The sequence below is a fragment of the Stenotrophomonas sp. Steno-Z1 genome, from assembly GCF_056393175.1.
On sequence record NZ_JBWJPB010000008.1, the window covers coordinates 25,239 to 51,148 of the forward strand.

20 protein-coding genes and 1 riboswitch are annotated in these 25,910 nt (G+C 68.4%); of the genes, 12 read left to right on the top strand and 8 right to left on the bottom strand.

Features of this window, described 5'->3' with window-relative positions; genetic code table 11:
• The first annotated feature begins 424 nt into the window (after positions 1–424).
• The gene (locus AC06FD_RS17070; RefSeq protein ID WP_394163779.1) at positions 425–1,825 is read left to right on the top strand and encodes a DEAD/DEAH box helicase; all 1,401 of its coding nucleotides are present in this window, start codon (positions 425–427) and stop codon (positions 1,823–1,825) included.
• A 232-nt stretch (positions 1,826–2,057) separates the two neighbouring features.
• On the opposite strand, the gene AC06FD_RS17075 is transcribed toward AC06FD_RS17070, so the two are convergent.
• Both AC06FD_RS17075 and AC06FD_RS17080 read right to left on the bottom strand, forming a co-directional pair.
• Complete coding sequence (locus tag AC06FD_RS17075; RefSeq protein ID WP_394163778.1) at positions 2,058–4,640, bottom strand: M14 family zinc carboxypeptidase; 2,583 nt, start codon at positions 4,638–4,640, stop codon at positions 2,058–2,060.
• Between the two features lie 59 nt (positions 4,641–4,699).
• Positions 4,700–7,351 (bottom strand): TonB-dependent receptor, encoded by a 2,652-nt coding sequence (locus AC06FD_RS17080; RefSeq protein WP_478078427.1) that lies wholly within the window; start codon positions 7,349–7,351, stop codon positions 4,700–4,702.
• Between the two features lie 187 nt (positions 7,352–7,538).
• Here AC06FD_RS17080 and queD point away from each other — a divergent pair, with 187 nt between their 5' ends.
• Together queD and AC06FD_RS17090 are read left to right on the top strand one after the other, a co-directional pair.
• Positions 7,539–7,892 carry a 6-carboxytetrahydropterin synthase QueD gene (queD, locus tag AC06FD_RS17085; protein ID WP_394163777.1) on the top strand — a complete coding sequence of 118 codons (354 nt, stop codon included), beginning with the start codon at positions 7,539–7,541 and terminating at the stop codon, positions 7,890–7,892.
• A gap of 202 nt (positions 7,893–8,094) precedes the next feature.
• Positions 8,095–8,460, top strand: a complete 366-nt coding sequence (locus AC06FD_RS17090) for a phasin family protein (RefSeq protein ID WP_478078428.1) — start codon at positions 8,095–8,097, stop codon at positions 8,458–8,460.
• A 94-nt stretch (positions 8,461–8,554) separates the two neighbouring features.
• Here AC06FD_RS17090 and AC06FD_RS17095 read toward each other — a convergent pair whose 3' ends face one another.
• Together AC06FD_RS17095 and AC06FD_RS17100 are read right to left on the bottom strand one after the other, a co-directional pair.
• Positions 8,555–10,399 (bottom strand): asparagine synthetase B family protein, encoded by a 1,845-nt coding sequence (locus AC06FD_RS17095; RefSeq protein ID WP_478078429.1) that lies wholly within the window; start codon positions 10,397–10,399, stop codon positions 8,555–8,557.
• Between the two features lie 155 nt (positions 10,400–10,554).
• A complete protein-coding gene (locus AC06FD_RS17100; protein ID WP_259207143.1) occupies positions 10,555–11,160 on the bottom strand; it encodes a porin family protein in 606 nt (201 codons plus the stop codon).
• A 340-nt stretch (positions 11,161–11,500) separates the two neighbouring features.
• Here AC06FD_RS17100 and AC06FD_RS17105 point away from each other — a divergent pair, with 340 nt between their 5' ends.
• On the top strand, positions 11,501–12,190 hold the full coding sequence (locus AC06FD_RS17105) for a winged helix-turn-helix domain-containing protein (protein ID WP_478078430.1): 690 nt from the start codon (positions 11,501–11,503) through the stop codon (positions 12,188–12,190).
• A gap of 5 nt (positions 12,191–12,195) precedes the next feature.
• Positions 12,196–13,527 carry an ATP-binding protein gene (locus tag AC06FD_RS17110; RefSeq protein ID WP_478078431.1) on the top strand — a complete coding sequence of 444 codons (1,332 nt, stop codon included), beginning with the start codon at positions 12,196–12,198 and terminating at the stop codon, positions 13,525–13,527.
• A gap of 15 nt (positions 13,528–13,542) precedes the next feature.
• On the opposite strand, the gene AC06FD_RS17115 is transcribed toward AC06FD_RS17110, so the two are convergent.
• Positions 13,543–15,009 carry a sensor histidine kinase gene (locus AC06FD_RS17115; RefSeq protein ID WP_259207147.1) on the bottom strand — a complete coding sequence of 489 codons (1,467 nt, stop codon included), beginning with the start codon at positions 15,007–15,009 and terminating at the stop codon, positions 13,543–13,545.
• Positions 15,006–15,725 carry a response regulator transcription factor gene (locus AC06FD_RS17120; protein ID WP_259207149.1) on the bottom strand — a complete coding sequence of 240 codons (720 nt, stop codon included), beginning with the start codon at positions 15,723–15,725 and terminating at the stop codon, positions 15,006–15,008. The genes AC06FD_RS17115 and AC06FD_RS17120 overlap by 4 nt, the downstream gene beginning before the upstream one ends.
• 148 nt (positions 15,726–15,873) lie before the next feature.
• Here AC06FD_RS17120 and msrB point away from each other — a divergent pair, with 148 nt between their 5' ends.
• The 4 genes from msrB to AC06FD_RS17140 all read left to right on the top strand — a co-directional run bounded on the left by msrB (position 15,874) and on the right by AC06FD_RS17140 (position 20,970).
• On the top strand, positions 15,874–16,380 hold the full coding sequence (gene msrB / locus AC06FD_RS17125; protein WP_259207151.1) for a peptide-methionine (R)-S-oxide reductase MsrB: 507 nt from the start codon (positions 15,874–15,876) through the stop codon (positions 16,378–16,380).
• A gap of 36 nt (positions 16,381–16,416) precedes the next feature.
• Complete coding sequence (locus AC06FD_RS17130) at positions 16,417–18,192, top strand: cytochrome c biogenesis protein DipZ (protein ID WP_478078432.1); 1,776 nt, start codon at positions 16,417–16,419, stop codon at positions 18,190–18,192.
• 16 nt (positions 18,193–18,208) lie between these two features.
• Positions 18,209–18,949, top strand: a complete 741-nt coding sequence (gene msrA, locus AC06FD_RS17135) for a peptide-methionine (S)-S-oxide reductase MsrA (RefSeq protein WP_478078433.1) — start codon at positions 18,209–18,211, stop codon at positions 18,947–18,949.
• Positions 18,950–19,551: 602 nt separating this feature from the next.
• On the top strand, positions 19,552–20,970 hold the full coding sequence (locus tag AC06FD_RS17140; RefSeq protein ID WP_449336247.1) for an aminotransferase-like domain-containing protein: 1,419 nt from the start codon (positions 19,552–19,554) through the stop codon (positions 20,968–20,970).
• A gap of 203 nt (positions 20,971–21,173) precedes the next feature.
• On the opposite strand, the gene bioD is transcribed toward AC06FD_RS17140, so the two are convergent.
• Positions 21,174–21,860 carry a dethiobiotin synthase gene (bioD, locus tag AC06FD_RS17145; protein ID WP_478078519.1) on the bottom strand — a complete coding sequence of 229 codons (687 nt, stop codon included), beginning with the start codon at positions 21,858–21,860 and terminating at the stop codon, positions 21,174–21,176.
• 74 nt (positions 21,861–21,934) lie between these two features.
• Here bioD and AC06FD_RS17150 point away from each other — a divergent pair, with 74 nt between their 5' ends.
• Together AC06FD_RS17150 and AC06FD_RS17155 are read left to right on the top strand one after the other, a co-directional pair.
• Positions 21,935–22,417 carry a GAF domain-containing protein gene (locus AC06FD_RS17150; RefSeq protein WP_449336248.1) on the top strand — a complete coding sequence of 161 codons (483 nt, stop codon included), beginning with the start codon at positions 21,935–21,937 and terminating at the stop codon, positions 22,415–22,417.
• The gene (locus AC06FD_RS17155; protein WP_259207161.1) at positions 22,414–22,785 is read left to right on the top strand and encodes a TfoX/Sxy family protein; all 372 of its coding nucleotides are present in this window, start codon (positions 22,414–22,416) and stop codon (positions 22,783–22,785) included. The genes AC06FD_RS17150 and AC06FD_RS17155 overlap by 4 nt, the downstream gene beginning before the upstream one ends.
• Here AC06FD_RS17155 and AC06FD_RS17160 read toward each other — a convergent pair whose 3' ends face one another.
• Entirely contained in the window at positions 22,786–23,364 is a 579-nt protein-coding gene (locus AC06FD_RS17160) for a histidine phosphatase family protein (protein WP_478078434.1), read from the bottom strand.
• Positions 23,365–23,516: 152 nt separating this feature from the next.
• Positions 23,517–23,748: riboswitch (cobalamin riboswitch) on the top strand.
• A 122-nt stretch (positions 23,749–23,870) separates the two neighbouring features.
• Between AC06FD_RS17160 and btuB the strand changes: the two genes are divergently transcribed.
• A complete protein-coding gene (btuB, locus tag AC06FD_RS17165) occupies positions 23,871–25,712 on the top strand; it encodes a TonB-dependent vitamin B12 receptor (RefSeq protein WP_478078435.1) in 1,842 nt (613 codons plus the stop codon).
• The last annotated feature ends 198 nt before the right edge of the window (positions 25,713–25,910 follow it).

Here is a 25,910-nt window from a genome sequence, read left to right on the forward strand (position 1 = left end):
CCAGCTGCACCGCCGCATCGCCCACCCTAAAGCATCCTTGCCGCTGCCGGCGAGCTGCCCCCGTCGCGCCGCGGGACCCTGCCAGGCCCGTCCCGCCATGCATGGCGTGGATCCCGGCGTCTGGCGCCCTCGGCCAAGCTGAACAGGGGCATTTGGTAGGGATCTCAACTATCCGTTAGACTATGCGGGTCTGCAGCGGCCGTCCGTTTCCCTTCGGGATCGCCGGCGATATGGATCAACGATCCGTCGCCCGCCCCCACTCCGACGCCATTCGTCATGCATTCCAGTCTGCGCACCGCGCCGGCTGCACCCAATTCTCGCAGCGCGGTTCACGGGAACGCTCCGAGTCAGCCGATCACATTCTGATCTGCCTCGCGTCTGGCCATTCGGTCTGGCGTTACCTTGTCTTTGGAGCTTCCACCCGATGTCTTTTGAATCCTTGGGCCTTGCCCCGTTCCTGCTGCGCGCGTTGTCCGAGCAGGGCTACGATACCCCCACCCCGATCCAGGAACAGGCGATCCCGCTGGCCCTGGAAGGTCGCGACCTGCTCGCCGGCGCGCAGACCGGTACCGGCAAGACCGCCGCCTTCGGCCTGCCGCTGCTGCAGCACCTGGGCACCAACCCGCAGGCCGTCAACGGCCCGCGCAAGCCGCGTGCGCTGGTGCTGGCCCCGACCCGCGAGTTGGCCACCCAGGTGCATGACAGCCTGCGCGGCTACAGCAAGTACCTGCGCATCCCGAGCGCCTGCATCTACGGCGGCGTCGGCATGGGCAACCAGTTCGACGTGCTGCGCCGTGGCGTGGACCTGCTGGTGGCCTGCCCGGGCCGCCTGATCGATCACATCGAGCGTCGCAGCGTCGACCTGTCCGGCATCGAGATCCTGGTGCTGGACGAAGCCGACCGCATGCTCGACATGGGCTTCCTGCCGTCGATCAAGAAGATCCTGGCCAAGCTGCCGCGCCAGAACCGCCAGACCCTGCTGTTCTCGGCCACTTTCGAAGAGAGCATCAAGCAGCTGGCCCTGGAGTTCATGCGCGATCCGGCGCAGATCCAGGTGACCCCGAAGAACACCGTCGCCGAGACCATCACCCACCGCGTGCATCCGGTCGATGGCGCGCGCAAGCGCGAACTGCTGCTGCACCTGCTGGCCCAGGACAGCCGCGAGCAGACCCTGGTGTTCGGCCGTACCAAGCACGGCTGCGACAAGCTGGCCATGTTCCTGGACAAGTCCGGCATCAAGACCGCGGCGATCCACGGCAACAAGAGCCAGGGCCAGCGCCTGCGCGCCCTGGGCGACTTCAAGGCCGGCCGGGTGACCGTGCTGGTGGCGACCGACATCGCCGCGCGCGGCATCGACATCAACGAGCTGCCGAAGGTCATCAACTACGACCTGCCGATGGTGGCCGAGGATTACGTGCACCGCATCGGCCGTACCGGCCGTAACGGCTCGACCGGCCAGGCGATTTCGCTGGTGGCGCAGGACGAAGCCAAGCTGCTGCGCCAGATCGTGCGCCTGCTCGACAAGGACATGGACATCCGCGACGTGCCGGGCTTCGAGCCGCAGACCCCGATCCGTTGGGGCAACAGCGCGCCGGGCAAGGCCGAGGTGCCGGGCGGCGATCGTTCGCCGCGCAAGCACGCGCGTCGCCCGCACGCCGAGGCCCCGCGCCACGCCCATGCCGGTCCGAAGAAGACCGGCGGCGGCCAGCGTGATGGTGCCGGTCGCGGTGCGCCGCGCGGCGGCCAGCCGCAGGGCCAGCGCCGTGGCGGCGCCAATGCCGGCGGCGGCCGTGGCCAGGGCAGCGGCGGCGGTCGCGCCAGCTGATCCGTTCGCGGACCGGTTGAATTGAAAAGGGCGACGCATCTGCGTCGCCCTTTTTCTTGGGTTTACCTCCGGCCGTAGAGCCGACCGTTGGTCGGCTGCCGTTCGCCTGGGCCGTAGAGCCGACCGTTGGTCGGCTGCCGTTCGTTCGGGTGCTCCGATAGCCGACCAACGGTCGGCTCTACCAGGATCGCGATAGCCGACCAACGGTCGGCTCTACGGGTCCGCCGTTGCCTTATCCGCGCGGCTTGGTCGGGTTGAGCTGGTTGCCGAAGAAGATCGCGTTCAACAACAGGCGTTCGGTGCCATGCCAGTACTTGCGGTGGGCCGGGTCGTCAGCGAACAGCACCACGTTGCCCTGCCCCTGTGGCGACACCAGCAACCAGGCGCTGCCCGCAACGCGGCTGCGGTTGCTCTCGGACAGATAGCCATTGACGCGCGGCGTCTCGTCCACGCGCACCACCGTGGAGAACGGATTGCGACTCGGCTTGAAGCTGATGCCGTTTTCCTTGTTGATCGCCAGTTGCGTGCGCGGCAGGCCGAAGCCGAGCGGGTGGCTGGTGTCCACGTCCGCGCTGAGGATGTTGCCGCTGACCCGCTCGATCGCGGCAATGTCGCGCTGGTCGCCGAAGGCACGGCGTGCGCTGTCCGGTTGCTTCTCCTCTTCACCGAGGCTTTCCTCGGCCAGCTTCTGTTCGATCGCCCAGCGCGCGGCGGTGCCGTAGGTGACCAGCGAGCCGCCGGCGTTGATCCAGCGCTTCAGCGCCGCCACCGCGGTGGCGTCCACCCCGGCGTAGGTGCCGCCGGCCAGCACGATGGTGGTGTAACGATCCAGCGCGACCTTGCCCAGTTGGGCCGGGTCGAGCTTGCTGGCCGGCAGCTGCACCTGCTGGTCGAGCACGAACCAGGCCGAGCCGATCTCGGTGGCGCTGACACCCTCGCCCATCACCAGCGCCACCGCCGGTTTGCGCAGCGACCTCACGCTGTCGCTGCCCAGGTCGATGCCGCTGCGGCTCTGCCCGCTGGCCAGGGCATGCACGCGCACGCCGCTGCTGCGGGCGGCGTCATCCACGGCAGCGAGCAACGCCGCCCCGGCCAGTGGCTGACCGGCTACCGGGATTACCACGCTGCCCCGCGCGAAGGATTGCTCGCCCTCGGCAGTCGCGGCGGTGAACGGCTGGAACGCCGCGCGGGTGAGCAGGCCGCGTGCCTGCAGGGCGTACAGCGCGCGGCTGGCGTTGTAGTCGCGCCAGTCCAGCACATACGCATAGCCGGCCTGGCCCCCCACTACCCCGCCCTGCGCGGGCGCCAGGGCACTGACCCGTGCGCCGCCGGCAATGCGGCTGCGGCTGCCGGCGAAGGCCACGCCGTAGGCCGGTGCGATCGCATAGGAGGTGCTGCCGTAGAACACGTCGCCCTTGATCGGCGGCGTATCGGCGAAGATCGAATGGACCAGCCGGAACTGCGGCTGCGCGGTAGGCACCACGTAGGCGCTGCCCGGCTCGAAGCGCTGGCCATCCACCGTCACCGCAGCGCTCAACGCTTCCACGGTGATCTGGTGCTGCAGCAGCAGGTCCAGCAGCTTGGCAGTGAGCCCGGGATCGTGCGCATCGCCGAACACGAACGCCTTGACCGGCTGCTGGCCCGCCTGCTTCAGCGCGGACTGGAAGAAGTCCTTCTGCAGCTTGAGCAGGCCGCTGCGCTCGGTCACCGCGCCGCGGATCGTCCCCAGGCCGGTGGCGACCTGGTTGCGGATGGTGAACGGGAAGGTCAGCAGGCCATTCACCGATTCCTGCACGCGGCCTCGCGAGCTGGCCTGCTCGACGGTCACCCCGACCGCGCCGTGGAAGTCCGGGTAGGTGGAGCCGTACACCGGCGAGAAATTGTCGAAGTTCTCGCCGGTGTAGTACAGCGAGCCCAGCGCATCCAGCGCCTGCGCGTGGTACTTGGCCAGGGTCTTGTTGAACGCGTACGACGATGCCGGCAGCAGCGGGCTGTGCATGCTCGCCGGCGACGGTTCGAAGTAATAGGTGCTGTCCTTGCCCATCTCGTGGAAGTCGATCTGGACGTTGGGATACCAGCGGTGGAAGTAGGCGATCTTCGGCCGCGTGTCCTGCTGGGTGAGGGCCAGCCAGTCGCGGTTGAGGTCGGTGAAATAGTGATTGGTGCGGCCCTGCGGGAACGGCTCGACATGTTCCTTGTCGGCCGGATCGGCCGAGGCCGGTGAGGAGGCATACGCGTTGTGCCAGCTCGCCGCGCGATCGCGCCCGTCCGGGTTCTGTGCCGGGTCGAACAGCACCACCGCCTGCTGCAGCCACTGCGCGGTATCGGCGCTGCGGCTGGCCACCAGGTAGTAGGCGGTCAGCAGCGCGGCTTCGCCGCTGGAAGTTTCGTTGCCGTGCACGCTGTAGCCCAGCCACACCACCACCGGGCTGCTGCCGGCCGCGCTCAGCGGTTGCGCCGGGTCGGCCAGGGTGACGTGCTGGCGGCGCAGGGTCTCCAGCTGCTGCTGGTTCTGCGCCGAGGTGATGGTGGCGATCAGCAGCGGGCGACCTTCGTAGCTGCTGCCGATACGCTCGACCTTGATCTTGTCCGAGTGTCTGGCCAGTTCGTCGAAGTAGGCCACGAGCTGGTCATGCCGGGTATAGCGGCTGCCGATCTCGTAGCCGAGAAACTGCTGTGGGGTGGGAATGGACGGATCGAAATCGCCGCCCTGCGGAAAGAAATACGCGCTCTGCGCGAACGCCGGCGCTGCCAGCAACCACAACGACCCCACCAGCCAGCGGATGGGACGTGACACGAGACGATGCAAGGACACAGCAATTCCCCATGGAACGGGGGCCGGCATCGCGGCCGGCCCCGTTGGATACAAAGGCGTTAGAAGCGGTAGTCGAAACCGACGGTGAAGTAGCGCCCGCGCAGGTCGTACTGGCTGAAGTCGTACGGCGCGCGGATGCCCGGGAAGGACGCGTCGTACGGCGGTTCCTCGTCGGCCAGGTTCTGGATCTTGGCGTACACGGTCAGCTTGTCGATGCCGGTGTAGCCCAGGTACAGATCGAACTGGCTGTAGGAATCCACGCGGTCCTGCACGGCGGTAGCGGCCGCGCTGGCCTTCTGGTCGTAACCGCTGGTGTAGTACCAGGTGAGCGCGGTGCGGAAGTCGCCGTAGCTCCAGTCCAGGCTGGTGGTGGCCTTGTTCTTGGGCAGCGTGGCGCCGAGGTTGCTGCCGGCGTAATCCACCAGCGGGCCGCCGACCACGGTGGGGCGGCTGTAGTTGCGTACGTGGGTGAAGGCGCTGCTGAGCGCGAAGTCGCCGGCGCGCTCGGTCGGGAAGCGCTGGCGCAGTTCCACGTCGATGCCGGAGGTCTTCAGCTCGCTCAGGTTCTGGTAGCGGTTGTAGACGGCCAGCAGCTTGCCACGCTCATCGCGCAGCACCGCGCCGGGGACGTCGTCGGTGACCAGGGTCTGGGTGTTGTTGGTGCCGACCAGGTTCTCCAGCTCGATGCGGTAGTAGTCCACGCTCAGGCTGGTGTTGGACCACGGCGAGAGCACGATGCCCGCGTTGAAGCTCCTGGTGCGCTCGGGCTTGAGGTCGTTGTTGCCGACGGTGAAGAAGGTCGGGTTCTGGCGCGAACCCGGCACGTCCGGATCGCGCGGATCGATCACGCTGCCGTAGGCGATGCTGGTGCTGTTGGAGTTCTCCGACAGCGACGGCGCACGGAAGCCCTTGGAGGCGGCCGCACGCACCAGCAGGATGTCCCACGGCTGCCAGCGCAGGCTCAGCTTGGGCGAGAACGCGTCGCCGAAATCGCTGTAATGGTCGGCGCGCGCGGCGGCCTGCAGTTCCAGGCGCTCGGCCAGCGGCACGTTGACTTCGGCATAGGCGGCGGTGACCTTGCGCTCACCATGCACTTCGGCGATGGCCGGGCGGATCTGCAGGCCGGCGTCGATCTGCCAGGGATTGTTCGAATCGAGCTTCTCGCGGCGCCATTCGGCACCGGCGGCAAAGCCGATCTCACCGGCCCAGGTACGGCCCAGCGCCCCGGAGATCTTCGCATCCACGCCCTGCAGCACCGATTCGGCCGGGCGCAGCGTGCTGATGTTGATCGCGTTGAGCACGTCCGGGGAGGTGGCCGCCGGATTGAGCAGGTTGTAGCTGCCGCTGGCCAACGCATCGGCCAGTGCGTACCGGTTGGCGAAGCCGCCGGACACGGTTTCCCGCTCGCTGCTGCGCGCCCCGAACGCGCCCACTTCCCAATCCCAGTTCTGCAGGCTGCCGCGCAGCCCGACCAGGCCGCGGTAGGCCTGCGACCGGTTGGTCTTGATCGTCGCGCCGAGGTTGAAGAACGTGTACTCGATCGGCACCGCGCGGCCGTACGGATTGTAGGGGCTGCTGGCCGGCAGGTTGGAGGAGACCGGCTCGGCCAGGCCGGTGTCGGCGTTGAGCGCGAAGCGACCGCTTTCCAGGGTGAAGAACGGACTGCTGCCGAACCAGGACACGCCCTTGATGTCGCTGTAGAGCACTTCACCGAAGGCTTCCACGTTGTCGTTCACCTTGAAGGTGCCATTGACGTAGGCCTGGTAGCGCTTGGTCGAGGGAATCAGCGTGGTGTACGGGGCCTGGTTGAAACCGCAGGTGTTGCCGGCCAGGCCATCGATCGGCGCGCTGGCCACCAGCGTGGTGCCTTCCGGGCAGTTGCCGTTGGCATCGAGCATCGGCACCGACGTGCCGTTGACCAGGTAGCGCGCGCCCTTGGCCGACCAGCCGTTCCAGCGCCCGCCGGGTTTGTCGGTGTAGATGCCGGACTTGGTCAGGTCGCGCTGGTCCTGGTCCAGGCGCTCGCGGTTGTAGCCTTCCAGGCTGACCAGGATGTTGTAGCCGTCGGTGTCCAGGTCGCCGATGCCACCGATGAACTTGAGCGTCTGCTCATCCAGCCCGCCCTGGTCGGCGGTGCCCAGGCTGCCACCGAGTTCGGCGCCCTGGAAGTTCTGCCGGGTGATGATGTTGACCACCCCGGCGACCGCGTCGGAGCCGTACACGGCCGAGGCGCCGTCCTTGAGCACTTCGATGCGCTCCACGGCCACCAGCGGCAGTGCATTGAGGTTGACGAAGGTGTCCGACAGGCCGCCGGCCGGGAAGCCATAGTTGGCCAGGCGGCGGCCGTTGAGCAGCACCAGCGTGTTCTTCTGCGACAAGCCGCGCAGGCCGATGCCGGCCGAGCCGGAGGCCCAGCCATTGTTGGTGGTCTCGTTGTTGGCGTTGCCGGTGTTGGCCGAGATCGAGCGCAGCACGTCGGCGACGGTGGCCTTGCCGGTCTCCTCCAGCTGCTGGCGACCGATCACCTGCACCGGGTTGGCCGACTCGGTATCGGTGCGCTTGATGTTGGACCCGGTGACCCGCACGGCGGCGAGGGTCTTGCTGTCGCCGGCGGCATCGGCGGTTGCATCGGGGGCGGCATCGGCAAACGCAGGCAAAGGCGTAGCCAGAGCGGCGGAAAGCGCCGCTACAAGAAGGGTGTGCTTGGGCATGAACTTCAGGGGGGTGGTGGACGACGAGTTCCGCAGTAATCCATGCCTGGCCATGAACCGGCCAATAACATCTCTTCATACGGATATAAGAGAAACTACCATCTCTTCATCCGGATGGAAATGTTTACGTGAAGGCAGCCGGGCTGTTGGCGTCACCGCCGGGCGGGTCCACCAGTACAATGCGCCTATGGAAATCTTCAAAGTCTTTACCCTCGAGGCCGCCCACCTCCTCCCCAACGTGCCGCCGGGCCACAAGTGCGCGCGCCTGCACGGGCACTCGTTCCGGGTGGAACTGAAGGTCGAGGGCGAGCCGGGCGAGCAGTCCGGCTGGATCATGGATTTCGGCGACGTCAAAGCGGCCTTCCAGCCGATCTACGACCGCCTGGACCACCACTACCTCAACGACATCCCCGGGCTGGAAAATCCCACCAGCGAGCGCCTGGCGATCTGGATCTGGAACGAGCTCAAGCCGGCCCTGCCGCAGCTGAGCGAAGTGACCGTGCACGAAACCTGCACCTCCGGCTGCCGCTACCGCGGCTGAGCCGGCGGACCGTCCCCAGTCCGGCCGGCAATGCCGGCCGCTGGCCGGCTCGCGCGCCCGCTGTACGCGGCGGGTCGCCCCACACACTTCGTTGATTTATAACGGGTTTTCCGGAAACCGGACCACAACTGGCAACAAGTTGTTGCAATGCAATATTTTCGGCGTATGCTGCATTGCATCAACGTTCTCGAGCCGTCCTCTCATGGCGTCCGCGTTCACCGATTCCTTCAGCGACTACACCCGCCAGTTGGCCGCAGCGGCCACGCGTGCCCATCGGCTCGCACTGGAAAATGCCGAAAGCATGTTCGGGGTGCAGGTGAAGACGCTGGAGAAGAACATCACCGCCACCAGCGGGTTCTTCGGTGACATCGTGCAGTCACAGGATGCCGGCACGCTGCAGTCGCTGCTGCCCAAAGGCGCGCAACTGGCACGTGACAACCTCGCCCGTTGGACCAGCGCCAGCCAGGAAGTGGCCGGGCTGGGGCTGAAAGCCTCTGAAGCCTTCAGCGAACTCGCCCGGCAGCCGTTCGCGGCCGCCGCGCCCCGCCCGGGCAAGACCCGCCGCTGAGCCGGACAACATCGAATTTGCGTGGGTCCCTCCCCCCACGCAATCCCAGACCCGACAGAACCCTCCCTCTGTCGGGTCTTTTTTTGGGCGGCGTTCAGGCCTCGGCGATCGCCTGCCGGTGCCGTTCCAGCCACGCCTGGAACATCAGGATCGGCCACAGGTGGGTATGCCACTTGCGTCGGCCCGCGCAGAACTCCGTCCATATCCGCGCGACCTTGGCCGCATCGAAGAAGCCTTCGCGGTGCAGCCGGTGCTCATCCAGCAGCGCGTTGGCCCACGGGAACAGCGGGCCCGCCAGCCATGCGGCGACCGGCGGGCCAAAGCCCTTTTTCGGGCGATACACCAGCTTTTCGGGCAGATGCCGCGACAGCAGTTGCTTGAGAATCCACTTGTGTTCGCCGCCGGCGAACGTGAGGTTGCCGGGCAGCGACCAGACAAAGCGCGCCACGGCCGGATCCAGCAATGGCGAACGGGTCTGCAGCCCATGCGCCGCACCGGCGCGATCGATCTTGGTCAGGATGCCGTTGCCCAGGTCCATCAGGAAATCCAGGTACTGCACGCGATCCGCCGGATCGCCCGCCTCCAGCCACCGTGCGCGATCGGTAAACACCGTGCTCGGCTCGCGTGCGTGCAGCACCACGCGCGCCGGATCGCGCCAGCGCGACACCCGCAACAGGTAATGCGCTTCCACACTGTCCGCGCCCAGTTCCGAACGCACTGCAGGCCAGCCACCCAGCCGTGCCCGCTCCGGATCCGCCGCAGGCCATCGCCGCAGCAGGCTGCGCACCGCCGTGGGAACGTGCGCGTTCCACGCCGCATTGCAGATGGCGCGCTGGTACGCACCGTGCCCATGGAACAGCTCGTCCCCACCATCGCCGGTCATCACCACGCGATGGCGATCGGCCACCAGCATGCTGGCCAGCAAGGTCGGCACCTGCGACGCATCCGCGAACGGCTCGCACCAGATGTCCGGCAGCGCCGCCACCAGGCTGCCCGCCTCGCTCCGGCGCAGGATGTGACGGGTGTGCCGGGTGCCGAGCCGGGCCGCCACCTGGTCCGCCCAGTCGGCTTCGTCGTGGCGCGGATCGTCGAATCCCACCGTGAAGGTGTCGACCGGCAGCGTGGACTGCGATTGCAGGACAGCGGTGACTATTGAGGAATCCGTGCCTCCGGACAGGAATGCCGCCGCGCCGCCCCCTCCTGGCGTCCGCCGCGCCACCGCCTGGTGCAGGAGCATCTCCAACCGCTCCAGCGCATCGTCGCTGGACACCGGCATGTGCGCACGCTCATCGATGGCCGTGCGGATGTCCTCACGGGCGTCCCAGTAGCGGCGACCGCCCGCGTGCACGTCGTGGGCCTGCGCCCCCGCGGCGCGCATGGCCGGGGTGAGCCGGACCACGCAGCCCGCAGCGACCTTGAAGATGCCCTGCTGGATGCTGTGCGGCGCGGGAATGTAGCCAAAGCGCAGCAACAGCGGCAGCGCGTCGCGATTGATCGGCGCCTGGAAGCCGGGATAGCCGTGCAGCGAGGCCAGCCCCATGCCGAACAGCAGATCGCCGTGGCACCAGCCGTAGTACAGCGGCCGCGCGCCGACCCGGTCGCGGGCCAGCCACAGGACCTGTTCCTGGCGGTCCCATATGGCCAGCGCGAAGTCCCCATCGCACTGGGTCAACGTGCGCTGCAGTCCTCGGGCAGCGATGGAGCGCAGCAGCAGCGTCGCATCGTCCTCGCTGGCTCCCGCCGACGTCGCAAACTCGCGCTGCAGCGCCGCACGGGTATACAGCGTACCGTCCAGGCACAGCACATAGCGCCCGCACGGGGAACGCTGCGGGGACGATGGCGTGCCACCCACCTGATGCAATTGCGCCATCGCCACGCCGTTGCTCTCATCGCACCAGGCCGACGGCGCGCGGCCGCCGTGGCGCGACGCCGCACTCATGGCGTCCACGCGGTGCGGCAGGCCAGCCGAACATTTTCCAGGGCGCACGACGACGCCACAGATACCACTCATACAGAGATTCCTCCCGCCAGGATCGCGAACAGGCCACCGCCGGCCGCAGCGGTCGGCGATGGCGATGGCGATGGCGTTGCCGATCAGAAGGCGTAGGACATGCCCACGTTCCAGCTGTTGAGGCGCATCTTCTCCACGCCGGCGGCCTGTTGAACCTTCTTGTTGGCCGACATCGGGATCGTGTACTCGGCCCGCAACGCGAGTGCGTCGGTCAGATACACGTTGGCACCGAGACTGGGCGTGGCGGCGAATGTGCTCTGCTTCACGCGCTTCTGGTCCGTACCGGCCGGCGCCAGAATGCCCTGCTGACGGCTTCCCACCGCGAGCTTGCCGAACAACTCGACATGCTCGCCAACAGGAATCAGGCCTACGCCGCCCACGTTGAAGGAGCGGCTGGTGAAAACGCCTGATCCGGCCTGCCGGCGGTTGCCGATCGTCGTATCGAAAGAGGTTTCCGCTGCAAGGTACGGCCCGAAGCGGTAGCCGGCGCCGAGGACGTAACCCTTCTGCGAACCGCTCTGCTTCTGCGCCGCACCGGCTGCGCCATCGGCTGCCGGCACCTTCCAGTGGCCGTGGACCTTGCCGACGCCGCCGTAGACATAGGCGCCCTCGCGGTCGGCAGGAGAGGCCTGGGCGGTGGTGGCGACCAGGGCCAACGAAAGGGCAATGAGGGACCGCTTGATGTACATGGGTGACTCCTTGGTTGGGAGTGCACAGCGTGGGTTCGCCGCGGGGACGTGTCAGTGCAGCGCGCGTGTGAGTCGCGCAACCGTTCTCGACCGTTTGTAACCGTCGGTAACAGCGGGTGGAACGCGACACCACGGCACGTCTTCCCCGCGTCCGCACGCATGCCATAAGACCGTCCGATCAAGACATTTACGGACGTGTTCCACTTCGGATCCACCGCGTGTTCTCCCTCACGCGGGTCTTCCGGTTGCACAGGCTGACGGGTACGTTCAGCGCACACCTCGGCTCCCGCTCGTGCTGCCTTAGGATCGCGCCAGGCAGGGAAGACAAGGTAGCGCCGCGATGGTTGATATCGTGCTGGTGGAGGATGACGCGCGTCTTGGCGCCCTGGTCAGCGCCTATCTCGTGCGCCATGGCTACGATGTGGTGCATGTGCTCAGCGGCGAACGCGCGGTGGAGCGCATTCCCGGTCTGGACCCGGCCGTGGTGCTGCTGGATGTGACCCTGCCGGGCATCGATGGCTTTGCCGTCTGCGCCTCGATCCGGCCGCGTTTCAGCGGGGTGATCTGCATGTTGAGCGCTCGCACCGACGATATCGACCAGGTGCTTGGGCTGGAGCTGGGTGCGGACGATTACATCGGCAAGCCGATCGAACCGCGAGTGCTGCTGGCGCGCATACGCGCGCACCTGCGTCGCGACACCGGCCAGCGACGGACGCGTCCGACACTGTGCTTCGGGCAGCTGCGCATCGAACGCGATACGCGCGAGGTCACCCTGCAATCTGCACGTATCGAATTGACGACGGCCGAGTTCGATCTGTTGCTATGCCTGGCCGAAAGTGCCGGGACGATACTCAGCCGGGACGATCTGCTGCGCGACCTGCGCGGCATCGGCTTCGACGGCCTGGATCGCTCGATCGATGCCCGCATTTCACGGCTGCGCCGCAAGCTCGGCGATCTGGGCGAGGTACCCGAGCGCATCAAGACCATCCGGAGCAAGGGCTATCTATTCAATCGAGCCGGCTGGGATTGAATACGATGGCGCCCCGCGATACCGCCATCCACCGCACCGGGCATTTCCGCCTCTTCCTGCGCTATTGCCTGGGTTTCGTACTGGCCTACTTCGTCCTGATCGCGTGCGGGCTGTACCTGTGGGCAACGCTGACCGAGCAGGGCGAGGATCAGCAGGTGCGCACGCAGCTGCAGGGGATCCACCATCTCCTGCATGCACGCTATGCCGACACCCCCAAGGCGGATTGGCCGCAGCTGACCCGGCTGCTGCAGACGCAGTTCGCCTACCCGCTGCGGGTCATGACGCTCGCCGAGGCACCGCACGTATTGGATCTGCCGTCGCTGAAGCATCTGGATCAGGGGGGATTGGTGTTGTCGCCGGACGGTCACTTCAGCTACCAGCGCCTTCCCGGTGCCACACAGGTGCTGGTGCTGGGCGATTTCTCCGAGCCCGAGCAGGCCGATGTTGCCTGGTACGACAGCGAGCGCGTGGATACGGCGGTGATGATCAGCATCTTCATCGTCGCCATCGCGCTACCCCTGTATTTCCTGGTCTATCGGCTGTGGCGCGATGTCTATGCGCTGGGGCACATGGCGCGGGCGATCCAGCAGGGAGAGCTGGCCGTCGCGGCACCTGCCGTCGGTACCCACCTCGTGCGGCCGCTGCGTGAGGCGCTGTCCAGCATGGCCACGCAACTGCAGGACGTGATGGAAGGGCAGCGGATCCTGTCCCAGGCGGTTGCCCATGAAACCCGAACCCCATTGGCACGAATGCGCTTCGCACTGGCCATGATGCAGATCGGCGACGAAGACCCGGAAGGCGCGGAACTGCTGGACGGCCTGAAAACCGATGTGGCGCGGCTGGAGCAATTGGCCGCTGCCGGGGTGACCTACGCACAGTTCGGCCGCAGCCCCCGGGTGGCCACGCACCGGCTGGACGTTGCGCGGCTGTTCGAGGCGCTCGGGCAGCGTTTTCCCGCCGCCGGCGACCGCAGCCCCAAGCTCTGCTTCCAGCCCCCTCATCAGCGCACCCTGGTGGCCAACCGCGATGCGCTGATGCTGGCGCTGGGCAACCTGATCGGCAATGCACGGCGGCACGCAGTCGGTCAGGTGGTCGTGAGCCTGCATGTCGCTGGATCGGGGCTGGTCATCGCCGTGGATGACGACGGCCCGGGCGTGGCCCCGGCCGATCGTGAGCGCATCTTCCAGCCTTACGTGCAGCTGCAGCGACACCCCGACGGTTTCGGACTGGGCCTGGCCCTGGTCCACATCATCGCCACCAAGCACGGTGGCAGCGCGGATGTCTGCGACTCGGTACTCGGTGGCGCGCGCTTCCGGCTGCTGCTGCCAGAGGCCTGAGCCCCCGCGCGCTGCTCAGCGCGCGGCGGGCAACGAGAACACGAACAACGCGCCTTCCCGGCTCTCCAGCAGACGGATGTCACGCCCATGCAGCTGCAGGATGCGGTGCACGATCAGCAGGCCCAGCCCGCCACTGTCCGGTCGCTGGCTGCCCAGCGCAGGCATCGCGGTGAACAACGTGTCGCGCCGCTCCGGCGCGATCCCGGGGCCGCTGTCGGCCACGCTGACCTGCACCTCGCCGTCGGCCGCGCGCAGCGTCACGGTGATACGGCCACCTTCGGGGGTATGCCGGATCGCGTTGTCGAGCAGGTTGGTCAGCACCCGCTCGATCAAGGCCAGGTCCGCCACCACCGGCGGCAACCCGGGCGCGATATCGGCGCTCAGTGCCTGCCGGCGCGACTCCGCAGCCAACTCGAATTTCTGGAACACATCCTGGACCAGATCCGGCAGCGAGAACGCCTGCCGGTCCAGCACGACACCGCCGTGTTCCAACCGGGCCAGCTCGAACAGGGCCTGGGCCAGGCGCCCGACCTTGTGGCTCTGCGACAAGGCGATCGACAGATAGCGTTGGCGCTCGTCGGCGCTGAGCGTGGCGTCCTTGAGGGCCAGCGTTTCCAGGTAGCCGTGCAGCGAGGACAGCGGCGTGCGCAGATCGTGCGAGATGTTGGCCACCAGCTCGCGGCGCTGCAGGTCCTGCTCGCGCAGCTGCTGCCACTGCTCGCCCAGGCGCTGGCCCATGTGCCCGAAGCTGTGCTGCAGGATGGCCAGTTCGTCGCGCTCACCGGGACGCAGCGGGGTCGGCGGCAGTGGCGTGCCGGCGCCGGCGGCGTCCACGTCGAAGGCCTGGATGCGCCGGGTCAGCTGGCGCAGCGGCCGGGTGACCCAGCGGAACGCCACCACGCCGGCCAGCAGCCCGACCGCGGCCAGGATCGCCAATGACCACAAGGTGGTGCGCAGGGTCGCGTTGGCGGCGATGTTGGCGGCCAGCACCTCGCGCTGCTCGCCCACCAGCACCACGTAGATGTAGCCGGCCTGGCGCCCCTGCACCCACAGCGGCGCGGCGTTGAAGACCTTGCGCCCGGTCGCGCTGCGCGGGTCGTCGCCGAGGATCGGCAACGGCTCGTCGCGCAGCAGCGCGCGGACCGGCGCCAGGTCCACGCGGTCGCGCCTGAGGTGCCCATCGGGCGCATCGTGGCCGAGGATGCGGCCCTCGTCGTCCAGCAGGTACACCTCGACGCTGGGATTGACCGCCATCAGCTTGCCGAACAGCGCGCGAACCTCGCCACCGCGCATGCCGCGCGCATCCATCAGCTCACCGCTGCGCGCGATGTGCTCGGCCAGCCCGCGCGACAAGCGCTGCACGGTTTCCTGCTCATGCATGGCGGTGCTGCGCATCTGGATCCACATCAGCGCGCCGCAGCACACCAGCAGCAGGGCGCAGAACACCACCGACAGGCGCTGGGACAGGGTCAGCCGGATCACGACGCGTCTCCGTCGCCGCCCACCAGCTTGTAGCCACGGCCCCACACCGTCTGGATGCGCTGCGGGCTGGCCGGGTCGCGCTCGATCTTGTTGCGCAGCCGGTTGATGTGGGTGTTGACGGTGTGCTCGTAGCCATCGTGCTGGTAGCCCCAGACCTGGTTGAGCAGGTCCATCCGCGAATACACCTGGCCGGGATGGCGGGCGAAGAAGTACAGCAGGTCGAACTCGCGCGGGGTCAGTTCCAGCGCTCGACCCTCGACCTGGGCGGTACGTGCGACCGGGTCGATGCGCAGCCCGGCCACCTCGGTTTCACCGGCGTCGATGCGCGCGTTCTGCGCCATCGCCTCCACCCGGCGCAGCAGCGCCTTCACCCGTGCCACCAGCTCCAGCATCGAGAACGGTTTGGCCAGGTAGTCGTCCGCCCCCAGTTCCAGGCCGAGGATGCGGTGCACTTCGCTGGCGCGCGCACTGGTGATGATGATCGGGGTGTAGCGCGTCATCGCCCGGGCCCGCTTGCAGATTTCCAGCCCATCCACGCCGGGCAGCATCAGGTCCAGCACCAGCGCACTCCACGGCTGCGCCTCGAGCAGGGCCAGGCCCTCGTCGCCGGTGGCAGCATGGGTGACCTCATAGCCCTCGTCGCGCAGGTGCATGCGCAGCAGGTTGGCGATGTGGACATCGTCTTCGACGATCAGGACACGCTTGGCGCTGCTCATCGGTACGGGCGGGCCGGTCTGGGGAATGGCCTGCATTGTCGGCCGATCCGCGCCCGGATGTGTCACGGAAAATTTAATCCTGCGTGAGGATTCGTTGACCGGGCCGGGCGCAGCATGGCCGCATCGTATCCAGACCTGGAGATCGGCCATGCGTTACTCCCGTCGCAATGTGCTTGGCATGGGGGCCATGACGGCCGCCGCCGGCCTGTTCGGCCTGGCCGCGTGCAGCGGCCCGGCCCCGGCCGCACCGGCCGCCCCGGCCCGTCGCTTCGAGGTGATGCGCACCGACGCGCAGTGGCGTGAACAGCTCAGCCCGGCGCAGTACGCCGTGCTGCGCCAGCAGAGCACCGAACGGCCGTTCAGCAGCCCGCTCAACAAGGAACACCGGCGGGGCACGTTCAACTGCGCCGGCTGCGCGCTGCCGCTGTTCTCCTCCTCCACCAAGTTCGACAGCGGCACCGGCTGGCCCAGCTTCTGGGCACCGCTGCATGGCGCGGTCGAGGAAGACCGCGACACCACCCTGGGCATGATCCGCATCGAGGCCCATTGCCGGCGTTGCGGCGGCCACCTCGGCCACGTCTTCGATGACGGTCCCCGCCCCACCGGGCTGCGCTACTGCATGAACGGCGTGGCGATGAGCTTCAGCGCGGCCTGAGCGCCGCTTTCCCCTGCATCCTGGAAGGATCTGACCATGTTCCTGCTTGTCCTGGCCTACCTCGGCGGCGTACTCACCATCCTCAGCCCGTGCATCCTGCCGGTGCTGCCCTTCGTGTTCGCCCGTTCGGACCGGCCATTCCTGCGCAGCGGGTTGCCGCTGCTGGTGGGCATGACGCTGATGTTCGCGGTGGTGGCCAGCCTGGCGGCGGTCGGCAGCCAATGGGTGGCGCAGGCCAACCAGATCGGGCGCTGGATCGCGCTGGTGGTGATGGCCGTATTCGCGCTGGCCCTGCTCTGGCCGTCGCTGGCCAACCGGCTGCTGTCGCCGTTCCAGCGCCTGGGCGCGCGGCTGAGCGCATCGGCCGATGCCGCCAGTGACGCCGGCCGCGGCGGGGTGGGCACCTCGCTGCTGATCGGCATCGCCACCGGCCTGCTGTGGGCACCGTGCGCCGGGCCGATCCTCGGCCTGATCCTCACCGGCGCGGCGTTGCATGGCGCCAGCGTCGGCACCAGCGGGCTGCTGCTGGCTTACGCGCTGGGCGCGGCGACCTCGCTGGCCCTGGCGATCTGGATCGGCGGGCGGGTGTTCGCCGCGCTCAAGCAGCGCCTGGGCGTGGGCGAGTGGATCCGCCGCGCGCTGGGCGTGGCCGCGCTGGTGGCGGTGGTGGCGATCGGCATGGGCTGGGACACCGGCGTGCTGACCCGCCTGTCCACGGTGAGCACGGCCAAGCTGGAACAGGGCCTGCTGGATGTGCTGCCCGTCAAGGGGCCGGCGGAAGGCGGATCGATGATGATGGCCGCCGACGCACCGGCGGGTACGCCGTTGCCGGTCGAAGGCACCCTGCCCTCGCTGGCCGGGGCCACCGGCTGGCTCAACAGCCCGCCGCTGAGCGCCGAGGCGTTGCGCGGCAAGGTGGTGCTGGTCGATTTCTGGACCTACTCGTGCATCAACTGCCTGCGCGCGATGCCCTACGTGCGCGAGTGGGCCGAGCGCTACCGCGACCATGGCCTGGTGGTGATCGGCGTGCACGCACCGGAGTTCGCCTTCGAGCGCAGCCTGGGCAACGTGCAGGGCGCGGTGAAGGACCTGAAGGTCACCTACCCGGTGGCCATCGACAATGATTTCGCGATCTGGCGCGGCTTCAACAACCGCTACTGGCCCGCGCACTACTTCATCGATGCACAGGGCCGCATCCGCGCGCACCACTTCGGCGAAGGCAACTACGCCCAGTCCGAGCAGATCATCCGCCAACTGCTGCGCGAGGCCGGCAACACGCTGCCCGGCGAGCCGGCGCAGGCGATGGCGATGGCGGGCGCGGCACCGCGCGATGGGGTGGAACAACAGGCGGACATGCGCAACTTGAAGTCGCCGGAGACCTACCTCGGCCATGCACGCGCGCAGAGCTTCGCCTCGCCCGGCGGGCAGCAGCCGGACCGGGCCACCGACTACACCGTGCCGGCCACGCTGGCGCTGAACCAGTGGGCGCTGGGCGGGCGCTGGACGGTGGGCGATGAAGACGCTCGCCTGGAGGCGCCCGGGGGCCGCATCGCTTTCCGCTTCCATGCCCGCGACCTGCACCTGGTGCTGGCCCCGGCGGTGGATGGCAGGCCGGTGCGCTACCGCGTGCGCATCGACGGCCAGCCGCCGGGTGCCGCCGCCGGCGGCGATGTGTCGGCCGACGGCAGCGGCCAGGTCGGCGGGCACCGGTTGTATCAGTTGATCCGCCAATCCGGCGAGGTGCGCGAACGGACGTTCGAGATCGAGTTCCTCGATCCGGGTGTGCACGCCTACGCCTTTACGTTCGGTTGAGCCCTGGAGGCCTTCGATGAAGATCGCAATGGACAAACTGGTTGCCGGCGGCATCGCCGCGGTGATCGCGGCACTCACGCTCACCGCCGTGCTGAGTGTGGATGGCCCGGTGCATGCCGCGCAGGCACAGGCGCCGGTCACCGTGCCCGCGCCGAGCGGCAGCGCCGATCTCAGACAACCCGGCATCACGCGCGCGCAGGTGGTCTTCGCCGGTGGCTGCTTCTGGGGCGTGCAGGGGGTGTTCCAGCACATCAACGGGGTGGACAACGCGGTGTCGGGCTACATCGGCGGCAGCGCGGGCGATGCCAGCTATCCGCGCGTGGGCAGTGGCCGCACCGGCCATGCCGAGGCGGTGCAGGTGACCTACGATCCGTCGAAGGTCAGCTACGGACAACTGATGCAGGTGTTCTTCTCGGTGGTGCATGATCCGACGCTGCTCAATCGGCAGGGTCCGGATCGCGGCACCCAGTATCGTTCGGCGGTGTACGTCGATGACCCCAAACAACGCGACGCCACGCGCGCTTATATCGACCAGCTGCAGCGCGCCAAGGCGTATGTGGCGCCGGTGGTGACCCAGGTCGACGGCGGCAAGCGTTTCTACCCGGCCGAGGGCTATCACCAGAACTACCTCACCCTGCATCCGGAATCGCAGTACATCCAGATCAACGATGCGCCCAAGGTGGCGGCCCTGAAGCAGCAGTACCCGGCGCTGTACCGCGAGAAGCCGAGGTTGGTGTCGACGCTGTCTGCGCGGTGATGCTTTCCTGTAGATCGTCGATGTCTGCGCTTCTCCCGCGCTGGTCGGGGGTGTGGGGTTCGCGGGACACGCTGCAAGTACCTCTTTGTAAGCTCGCGTACGCCATCCATGGCGTACGACGGTCCCGCGCCCCCCCACACCCCCGCCCCAGACAGTGGGCTGGTAGCCGTCGAAAACCCTGGAAGCGCGAAGCAAAGACGGCAAGGCTGATGCTTGTAGCTGATGCTTCGCTGCGGCTGCCGCTGTAGCTGTGCTTGAGCCTGTTCGCTGCGCACCAGCCAACTGTCTGGGGCGGGTACGGGTGGGCTTGCGGGACCGTCGTACGCCATGGATGGCGTACGCGAGCCTACAGGGACGTACTTGCGGCGTGTCCCGCAAGCCCACCCGTACCCGCCCAAACCAGCGAAAAGCCAGCTCCAACCGGCCGTTGATCTGAAAAAAAACGCACGGCGAACACCGCACCGCCGTGCGCGAGGGAATGACCAGGATGCGCGGCGGCGGTGGCCTGGCGCGCTGACAGGACCATGCTAGGCTGCGCCAGGAAGCGGATACAGAGCCAGTGTTCGGCCATCCGTATGGTTACAGATTCCTGCGGGCACCCGATGGCAGCCAACCTCTACCAGACCCTGGCCGACGAAATGGCCGATGCGATCCACAGCGGCCGGCTTCCGGTGGGCACGCGGCTGCCCTCGTTGCGCGGCCTCGCCGCCCAGCGCCAGCTCAGCCTCAACACGGTCATCGCCGCCTATCGCCAGCTTGAAGACGCCGGGCTGGTGGTGCCGCAGCCGAAGGCCGGCTTCGTGGTCAGCGCGCGCCTGGCCGAGCCCACCCGCTCGCTGCGCCAGGCCCCCTCGCTGGCGACCACCCAGGCCCAGCAGCTGATGATGGCCCGTGTGCTGGCGGCGCAGCAGCAGCCCGGCATCGTCGACCTCGCCTTCGCCGGGCCCCGGGGCCGCCGCTTCTATCCCGGCGACAAGCTCGCCCGCAGCACCGCACAGGTACTGCGCCGCGCCGGCATGGTGGAAACCTACGCGCGCCCCAATGCCGCTACCCGCCTGCTCGAACAGATCGTGCGGCGCGGCCCGCGGCTCGGGCTGCACACCAGCGTCGAACGCCTGGTACTCACCCACGGCGCGATGGAAGCGCTGCAGCTCGCCTTGCGTGCGGTCACCCGGCCGGGCGATGCCGTGGGCATCGAAGCGCCGTCGTATTTCAACCTGTATCCACTGCTCAGCAACCTGGGCCTGAAGGCGATCGAACTGCCCACCGACCCGCGCCTCGGGCTGGACGTGGACGCCGTCGCCGCGCAGCTCGAACAAGGCGCGCTGGCCGCGATCGTGGCCATGCCGAGCGTGCACAACCCGCTTGGCTTCACCATGCCGGTGGCCGAGAAGCAGCGGCTGGCCGCGCTGGTGAACCACCATCGGATTCCGTTGATCGAAGATGCGGTGTACGCCGAACTGCAATTCCAGGAGCCGCTGTCGCCCCTGCTCAAAGCCTTCGATGACGATGGCTGGGTGATGGTGGTCAGCAGCTTCTCCAAGACCCTGGCCCCGGACTACCGGATCGGCTGGCTCGATGCCGGGCGCTTCGCTGCGGACATCCAGCTGCTCAAGTTCCAGTCCACCGGGGCCGAACCGCGCCTGCTCGGCGAAGCGGTCGGCGCGTTCCTGGAGGCGGGCAGTTATGAGCAGCACCTGCGTCGGCTGCGTCGCCTGTACAGCGACCAGGTACGGCGCGTGCGCAGCCTGATCGCCCAGCACTTCCCGGCCGGCACCCTGGCCACCCAGCCCACCGGCGGCTTCCTGTTGTGGGTGGAACTGCCGCCGGGCATCGACACCGGCGAGCTGTTCGAGCAGGCGCTGGCGCACGGCGTGGTGTTCATGCCCGGCCAGGTCTATTCGCGCGGCGCGCGCTACCGGCATTGCCTGCGGCTGTCCTGCTGCCAGGAGCTGGACGAGCGCTATGTGGCGGCGATCAGCACGCTGGGCCGACTGGCCTGCGCCCTGCGCGGCGGATGAACGCCCCCCCTCAACCGCACTCCGCGCCAGCCACCCATGGGGTGGCTCTACCCGGATTGGAACCCTGTCATGGTCGCGCCAGCCACCCATGGGGTGGCTCTACCCGGTTGGGGCCGGCCAGGGTAGCGCCACGGCATGCGTGGCTGCATCTCTGCCACGGTAGTGCCACGGCATGCGTGGCTCCCTCGCCACGCTCGGACGCTTTACGCCTCCTGCAGGCGCAGGCAACCCGCCAACCCGGCCGGGTCCGCCCCGGGCGCGAACGGCAGCCGCCCCAGGCAGGGCATCGCCAGGCGCGCGCGCAGCAAGGCCATGTTGTCGTCGATGCGCGCCATCTGCGGGTCCACCTCGTTGCCGATCCAGCCGATGCAGGTTGCCCCGCTGGCCGCGATCGCCGCGGCGGTCAGGCGCGCGTGGTTGAGGCAGCCCAGGCGCAGGCCGACCACCATCACCACCGGCAGCCGCAACGCCTTGACCAGGTCGGCCTGGTCGAGCGTGCCCGACAACGGTGCCAGCCAGCCGCCCACCCCCTCCACCACCACCATGTCGGCCTGCGCCCGCAACCGCGCGAAGGCGGCCTCGATCGGCGCCAGCGCCAGGCTCACGCCGGCTTCGGCGGCGGCCAGCTCCGGCGCCAGCGGCAGGGGCAAGGCGTACGGGTTGAGGTCGGCATAGGCCGGGCGCGGGTCGCTGGCCGCCAGCAGCGCGGTGGCGTCCTCGTTGCGCAGGCCGTCCGCGGTCAGCTCACAGCCGCTGGCCACCGGCTTCATGCCCACCGCGCGGCCGCCCTGCCGGCGCAAGGCGTGCAGCAGCACGCAGCTGGCGAAGGTCTTGCCGATGCCGGTGTCGGTACCGGTCACATACAGGGCGGGGGGCGGATTGGCGGTCATCGGCGTAGCGGTCGGGAAGGTGCGGTGCATTATCGACGGTCCCGGCGCAGCCCGCTGCTTGCTAGACTCGGCCCATGTTCGATACTTCCACGCTCACCGGCAGCAAGCCGGAACAGTACGGCCAGCTGCTGGCCCAGGCCCGCGCGCTGGTGCATGGCGAGCGCGACCGCATCGCCAATGCCGCCAACCTGTCCGCGCTGGTCTACCACGCGCTGCCGCACCTCAACTGGGTCGGTTTCTATTTCTACGACGGCACCGAGCTGGTGGTCGGCCCGTTCCAGGGCCTGCCCGCCTGCGTGCGCATCCCGCTGGACAAGGGCGTGTGCGGCGCGGCCGCCAGCCAGCGGGTGACCCAGCGCATCGAGGACGTGGACGCCTTCCCCGGCCACATCGCCTGCGATTCGGCCTCGCGCTCGGAACTGGTGGTGCCGCTGGTCAAGGGCGATACGCTGATCGGCGTGTTCGACCTGGACAGCCCGTCACTGGCGCGCTTCGATGCCGAGGACCAGGCCGGGCTGGAAGCGATCGCCGCGGTCTTCGTGGAGGCGCTGGGATGAGCGTCAAGCTGCGCAACATCGGTCCCAAGAGCGCGGCATGGCTGCGCCAGGTCGGTCTGCGCACGCCCGAGGAGCTGACCGCGATCGGCGCGGTCGGCGCCTTCGTCAAGGTTCGCCGGGCCGGCTTCAAGCCGAGCCTCAACCTGCTCTACTCGCTGGAAGGCGCGCTGCAGGACTGCCACTGGCAGGAGCTGCCGGAAGCGCGCCGGATCGAACTGGTCGCCGAGTACGACGCGATCATCGCCGACAAGCCGCTGAAAAAGGCCCCGCCGGCATCCGGCCCGGTCTACGACCGCACCGCCGAGCGCCGCGATGACGACGACAGCGGCGATGCGCCGCCGTTCGACACGGACGACGAGCGCGCCTGATCAGGCTTGCTGCAGTTCCAGCAGTTCGCCCCAGAGGCGGTCGCCTTCGCGCTCCACGCGCAGCTGCAACCGCGTGCCGTGATCGATGCGCAGCGCCCAGCACATCGCCATGGGCATCCCGCAGACCTGCGACAACACCATGCGCAGCGGTCCGCCGTGGCTGACGATCAGCGTGGACGGCGCGTCGGGCTCATCCAGCAGGCGATGCAGGCCGCGCACGATGCGCCGCTCGAAGTGGCCCCAGCTCTCGCCATGCGGCGGCGGGTTGGCATGCGGGTCCAAGTGGAATGCCGACAGCTGCTGCATCGGCAGTGCGTCCAGCGCCTGGCCATCCCAGTCCCCGAAATCGAGTTCTTCCCACTCGTCATCGGCGATCACGGCCAGCCCGCGCGGCAGCGCCAGCGCATCGGCGGTGGCCAGCGCGCGTTGTCGCGGCGAGCTCAGCACGCGTTCCCAGCCAAGCGCGGCATACCGGGCGCACAGGGCATCGGTACTGCCTTCGTCCAGGGCCGGGTCGGTGCGACCGTCCAGGTGGCCATCGCGGCCGGTGCTGGCGTGGCGGATCAGGTCGAGGATCATGCCACGCCCCGCCGGCGACCCGCTGCGACGGGCCGGTGGGGGTCACGGGCGTCGGTGCCGGGGTGCTGCAACCACAGTGGGGTCATGGAGATCACATCGAAAAAGCGAGGCATATTCTAACCGCTGCGCTCCATCCCCCCGGCCGATGGCTTAGACTGCGCGCACTTTCAGGTGACCTGGGGCTGCGATGCCGCCAGGTTGAAACGGGAAGCCGGTGACGCGTCAGGCCCTGTGCCACGCCGCCACTCCGGCGCTGCCCCCGCAACGGTAAGCATGGATACACCAGGCAACACGCCACTGTGCTCTGGCATGGGAAGGCGCCTGGCGCGATGGCACCGCCATCGACATGCGAGCCCGGAGACCGGCCTGGAAGACGACTGGTTGCGATGCGGCGGGCATGGCGGCGGCAAGCGGCGCCGTGTGCCCGCTCTCCGTCGAGTGACTCCCTGCAGCGCGATCATCCCCACCCCTTGCCGCGCGGGCGTGCGCGGTGCATGGAGTCATCGATGAAGCTGCAAACCCGCGTTCTTTCCCTGGCCGTACTGTCGGCCCTGCCGCTGCTGGCATCCGCACAGGACGACACCGCCGCGCTGGACCAGGTGCTGGTCACCGCCACGCGCACCCAGATCGCCCTGCAGGACAGCATCTCGCCAGCGCAGGTGATCGACCGCGCCGAGATCGAGCGCAGCCAGGCGCCCTCGCTGCAGGACCTGCTGCGTGGCCGTGCCGGCATCAACCTCAACAACAGCGGTGGCCTCGGCAAGCAGAGCTCGCTGTTCCTGCGCGGTACCAACTCGGCCCACACCCTGGTGCTGGTCGACGGCGTGCGGATCAATACCGGCGACCTCGGCCTGGCGATGATCCAGGACCTGCCGCTGGCGCAGATCGAACGCATCGAGATCGTGCGCGGCCCGCAGTCCAGCCTGTACGGCGCCGATGCAATCGGCGGCGTGATCCAGATCTTCACCCGCCGCAACACCGGCACCTTCGCTCCGCACCTGCAGCTCGGCGGCGGCAGCAACGGCCTGCGCGAGGCCAGCGGCGGCTTCGGCGGCAGCGGCGAGCGCGGCTGGTTCGGCACCGACATCGCTTACCAGCACACCGACGGCATCAACGCCTGCCGCGGCGATGCGGCCACGTTCGCCGGCTGCGGTGCCGACGAACCCGACCGCGACGGCTACCGCAACCTGTCCATGAGCCTGCGTGGCGGCTACGCGCTGACCGACGCGCTGAGCGTGGAAGGCACCGCGCTGCGCGCCAAGGGCGAGAACCACTACGACGGTTACTACAACTACTCGGAGACGCTGCAGCAGGTGCTCGGCGGCAAGGTCCGCTACAGCCCCGGCGAGCGCTTCAACCTGACCGTCAACGTCGGCCGCGCCGACAACGAGTCGGAGAACTACAACGGCAGCACCTGGCTGGGCGCGGCGCAGACCCACCGCGACAGCGCCTCGGCGCAGGCCGACATCGGCATCGCCGACGGCCAGCTGGTCAGCGCCGGCGTCGACTGGAGCCAGGACAACCTGGACGGCAGCAGCGCCGGCTACCTGGTCGATAGCCGCGACAACACCGGCGTGTTCCTGCAGTACCAGGGCCGCTTCGGCGCGCACCACCTGCAGGCCAGCGTGCGCAACGACGACAACGAACAGTTCGGCAACCACACCACCGGCAGCCTCGGCTGGGGCATGGAACTGGGGAGCGGCTTCCGCCTCAACGCCAGCTACGGCACCGCCTTCAAGGCGCCGACCTTCAGCGACCTCTACGATCCGTGGAGCGGCGTGCCGGGCCTGGATCCGGAGACCTCCAAGAGCGCCAACCTCGGCATCGCCCAGCAGGGCGACGGCTGGCGCTGGGGCCTGGATGTGTACGAAACGCGCATCGATGACCTGATCACCTACGACGCCACCACCTTCATGATGTCGCAGGTGGAGAAGGCGCGTATCCGCGGCGCGGAACTGACCGGCGCGATCGCCTGGGCCGGCTTCGACGTCAATGCCCAGCTCAGCCACACCGATCCGCGCAACCGCACCGATGGCAGCGCGCAGTTCGACAACTGGCTGGCGCGCCGCGCGCAGAACACCGCCCGCCTGGACATCGACCGCAGCTTCGGCGGCTTCCGCGCGGGCATCACGGCCAACGGTGCCGGCAAGCGTTATGACAATGCGGCCAACACGGTGCGCCTGGCCGGCTACGGCACGGTCGATCTGCGCCTGGAATACGCGCTGAGCCGTGACTGGTCGGTGCTGGGTCGGGTCAGCAACGTGTTCGACCGCGAGTACGAAACGGTGGGCTGGTACAACCAGCCCGGCCGCGAGTACCGCCTGAGCGTGCGTTACCAGCCGAGGTAATGCCGAGCCACCCAGGCATCCCGTAGTGCCGAGCCATGCTCGGCAACTCGAATGCCGATCCACCCCAGGCATCCGTAGTGCCGAGCCATGCTCGGCAGCCTTTCCAGCCGTCGCGCCACCAAGGCGCGACGCGCTCCCGCTCCCCCAACAACACCCAAGACAGCGCGCAAGCAGCCTTGGAACAGCAAAACACTCCAA